The organism is Marinimicrobium sp. UBA4209 (genome assembly GCF_002381585.1).
Classification (GTDB): domain Bacteria; phylum Pseudomonadota; class Gammaproteobacteria; order Pseudomonadales; family Cellvibrionaceae; genus Marinimicrobium; species Marinimicrobium koreense.
The window spans coordinates 40,143-44,132 of record NZ_DFTP01000055.1 but is presented as its reverse complement, the minus strand read 5'-3'; the positions used below and the strand labels follow the sequence as shown (position 1 = coordinate 44,132).

The following is a 3,990-nucleotide window of genomic DNA, read 5'->3' as shown; positions in this document are numbered from 1 at the left end:
AGCCGTTCGGCCAGGTAGACCGAGCGGTGCTGCCCGCCGGTGCAGCCGATGGCGATGGTGATATAGCTGCGGCTGTTGGCCTGGTAGTGGGGCAGCCAGCGGGTCAGGTAGTCCTCGATATCCTGGTACATGGCCTGCACTTTTTCCTCGCCCTCGAGAAAGGCCGCCACCTCAGCGTCCTTTCCGGTCAACGGCCGCAGGTTGGGCTTCCAGTGGGGGTTAGGCAGGCAGCGGGCATCGAACACCAGATCGGCATTCACCGGAACGCCGTGTTTGAAGCCGAAGGACTCGAACTGGATGGCCATGGTGGTCTCCTGGGAGCCCACCACCCGGTCTTTGACCAGGTCGCGCAGTTCGTGCAGGTTGAGATGGCTGGTGTCCAGTACCTGGTCTGCGGTGTCCCGGATCGGCTCCAGCAGGTGTTGCTCCTCGCGAATCGATTCCTGCAGGTTGGTATCCCGATCACTCAATGGGTGCTTGCGGCGGGTTTCGCTGAAGCGCTGCATGAGCACGGGGACACCGGTGTCCAGGAACAGGACGTAAATCGGGATATGGGCATCTTTCAGGGTTTTGATCATGTCCGGAAAGATGTTCAGGTCCTGCCAGGCGTTGCGCACATCGATACCGATGGCGAAGTTCTGGTCGTCGCTGTCCCGGTGAATCTGGATTTGGGCGACCAGTGCGGGCAACAGGCTCACCGGCAGGTTGTCGATGCAGTTATAGCCGACGTCTTCGAGTACGTGCAGCGCCGTACTTTTTCCGGAGCCGGAGAGGCCACTGACAATGATCAAGTGCATGGGGCAGACTGTCCTGGTAATCGGTGCGGATGGCGATCGGGGTTTGGGGCTGCGGTTCAGCTCGCGGCCGGCTCTCCAATGGCCACATCGTAGAGCGACTCATTGCTGTCGGCGGCCCGCAGGCGAGCCCGGAACTCGGCGTCATTGAGCATGCTGGCCAGCGAGGCCAGGGTCTGCAGGTGCTCGCTGTGCGCGTTTTCCGGTACCAGCATGGCAAACAGCACATCCACCGGCTCACCGTCGATGGCGTCGAAATCGATGGGTTCTTTGAGCGTAATGAGGGCACCGATGGTGCCCTCACAGTTGCTCACCCGGCAGTGGGGAATGGCGATGCCGTGGCCGATGCCGGTCGACCCCAGACGCTCCCGGCCGATCAGGCGCCGAAACAGGTCGTCGGCGTCAATCGTCGGTACGTCCTCGGCAATGGTGTTGGCCAGAATTTCCAGCGCCCGCTTTTTGCTGACGCCCTCAATGCCGCACAGTGTGCGGCCCGGAGTGATGATGGTTTTGATATCCATAGGTTCAACGATGGCTTCGTAGCTTCTCTTTATGTTTGATGAGTTGCCGGTCCAGTTTGTCAGTCAACTGGTCAATAGCGGCGTACATATCCTGATCGACGGCGTCGGCGAACAGGTCTTTCCCGCTGACGTGAACGCGTGCCTCGGCCTTCTGTTCCAGCTTTTCCACCGACAGGATGACGTCGGTGCTGGTGATTTTGTCGTGGTGGTGGGTCAGGCGTTCAAGCTTGTTGGAGACATAGTCTTTCAAAGCGTCAGTCAGATCCAGGTGGTGGCCGCTGATATTGATTTGCATAGCAACATCCTCTTTGGCGTGGCGATCACGTGATGGTTACGGACCCGCAACCGACTGCTTCAACGTCCGGGTCGACAGCCGGGCCCATCCTGAAAATGCTGGCGTCTGGTCTCCTGCCGCCTAGCATAGCAGTGCCAGCCACGCGGCGTCACCTTCCCCCGGGGCCTCAGGCCGGTCCCAGGGTTTTTCGTTCGTTCGATGGGGGAATGCCCAGCGACTCCCGGTATTTGGCAATGGTTCGCCGGGCTACCTTGATGCCCTGTTCGGCCAACAGAGCGGTAATCTTACTGTCACTCAGTGGCTTCTGGGGTGACTCGGAGGCCACCAGCTTCTTAATGATAGCCCGGATTGCGGTGGAAGAGCACTCGCCGCCGGATTCCGTGCTGACATGGCTCGAGAAAAAGTATTTGAGCTCGAAGATACCCTGGGGGGTGTGCATGTATTTCTGTGTGGTCACCCGGGAGATGGTCGATTCATGCATATCCACCAGTTCGGCGATGTCGTGCAGGACCAGGGGGCGCATGGCCTCGGCGCCATGATCCAGAAAGCCGCGCTGCTTCTCGACGATGCAGGTGGCCACCTTGAGCAGGGTTTCGTTGCGGCTTTGCAGGCTTTTCAGAAACCAGCGGGCTTCCTGCAGGTTGTCTTTGAGGAAGGTGTTGTCGGTGCTGGAGTCGGCCCGCTTTACCATGGAGGCATAGCCCGGGTTGATCCGCAGGCGCGGTGCAATGTCGGGGTTGAGCTCGACCATCCAACGGCCTTCGCGTTTCTCGACAAAGACGTCCGGTACCACATACTCCACGTCACCGCTGGCAATCTGGTCACCGGGGCGCGGATTGAGGCTCTGGATCAGGACAATTGCGTCGCGCAGCTCCTGCTCTTTCAGCCGGGTGCGGCGCATCAACTGACGGTAGTCGCGACTGGCCAGCTGCGGCAGGTACTGGCGGACAATGGTCTTGGCCGCTTCCAACAGCGGCGTATCCGCCGGCAGCTGCTGCAATTGGACGAGCAGGCATTCGGACAGGTTCTGGCTGGCGACGCCGCAGGGGTCAAACTGCTGAACGCGGTGCTGGACCGCGACAATTTCATCGTACTCGAGCTCTTCCCAGTCGTTTTGCAGACCCTCGAGAATTTCGTCCAGCGAGATGGAGAGCATGCCGCTGGGTTCGACGGCGTCGATCAGCGTCATGGCAATGATCCGGTCCCGGTCGGACATGGGGGTCAGGTTCAGTTGCCACATCAGGTGATCGTAGAGCGAGTCGGTGGTGCCCCGTCGGCTGTCATAATCGCTGTTTTCATCGCCCTCGTAGGGGCTGGAGGCGGCGGGAGTGGACTGGTACACATCGTCCCAACTGGTGTCGACGGGCAGGTCGTTGGGGATTTCATCGTTCCAGTCACTGTCGGTCTGGCCCAGATCGGCGCCATCACTGTCCGCGCTGGGTTGGCTCTCACCGTCCCGGGTGTCTTTGCCGTTGCGGGCGTCGGATTCCCGGTCGTCGTTACTTTTTTCCTCGGGGCTGTCATGGGTCTCCTCCACCTCCAGCATGGGGTTGGAGTCGAGCGCCTCCTGGATTTCCTGCTGGAGGTCCAGGGTGGACAGTTGCAACAGGCGAATCGCCTGCTGCAGCTGAGGTGTCATGGTCAGCTGTTGGCCGAGTTTGAGCTGTAGGGATTGTTTCATGGGTATGCTGCTGGGACCCCGGTCGAAACGAAATGTGACGAATTACCCAGAGTTTAGTCAGACGGAAGGCCACTGGCAACAAGGATAAGCAATCTTTGTGCCCAATACGCAAGAATCAGAATTTGTCAAGAGCTGAGCGGGCCGGTTAAGCCCGCCGCGTTACCGCTGTCCGGTGCGCTAGAGGGTGCCCCCATTGCGCTAGAGGTGAAAGTGCTCGCCCAGGTACACTTCCCGGACCCGCTCATTGGCCAGCACATCGGCGGCGGTGCCCTCGGCAATAATGTGGCCTTCGCTGACAATGTAGGCTTTTTCGCAGATATCCAGTGTCTCCCGCACGTTGTGATCGGTGATCAGCACGCCGATGCCGCGCTCTTTCAGGTGCCGGACAATCTGTTTGATGTCCGAGACGGATATCGGATCCACGCCGGCGAAAGGCTCATCCAGCAGAATGAACTGGGGTTCGGTGGCCAGGGCTCTGGCAATTTCCACCCGGCGGCGTTCGCCCCCGGACAGTGACATACCCAGGCTGTCCTTGATGTGGGTGATGTGGAATTCTCGCAGCAGGGCGTCGAGCTTGGCCAGGCGCTGTTTGCGGTTCAGTTCCTTGCGGGTTTCCAGGATCGCCATGATGTTGTCGGACACCGTGAGTTTGCGGAACACCGAGGCTTCCTGGGGCAGATAGCCGATCCCGGCGCGCGC

5 protein-coding genes are annotated in these 3,990 nt (G+C 60.0%); all 5 read right to left on the bottom strand.

What is annotated here, in order from left to right:
• Positions 1 to 797, bottom strand: a 797-nt coding sequence (gene rapZ / locus B3187_RS08260) for an RNase adapter RapZ (RefSeq protein ID WP_286805687.1), incomplete at its 3' end; no start/stop codon positions are given.
• Between the two features lie 56 nt (positions 798 to 853).
• Positions 854 to 1,315 carry a PTS IIA-like nitrogen regulatory protein PtsN gene (ptsN, locus tag B3187_RS08255; protein WP_123636881.1) on the bottom strand — a complete coding sequence of 154 codons (462 nt, stop codon included), beginning with the start codon at positions 1,313 to 1,315 and terminating at the stop codon, positions 854 to 856.
• A gap of 4 nt (positions 1,316 to 1,319) precedes the next feature.
• Positions 1,320 to 1,610, bottom strand: a complete 291-nt coding sequence (gene hpf / locus B3187_RS08250) for a ribosome hibernation-promoting factor, HPF/YfiA family (RefSeq protein WP_024459565.1) — start codon at positions 1,608 to 1,610, stop codon at positions 1,320 to 1,322.
• A 166-nt stretch (positions 1,611 to 1,776) separates the two neighbouring features.
• Positions 1,777 to 3,291: an RNA polymerase factor sigma-54 gene (locus B3187_RS08245; RefSeq protein ID WP_286805685.1), complete on the bottom strand. Its 1,515-nt coding sequence runs from the start codon at positions 3,289 to 3,291 to the stop codon at positions 1,777 to 1,779.
• 198 nt (positions 3,292 to 3,489) lie between these two features.
• On the bottom strand, positions 3,490 to 3,990 hold a 501-nt coding region (lptB, locus tag B3187_RS08240), incomplete at its 5' end, for an LPS export ABC transporter ATP-binding protein (protein WP_286805683.1).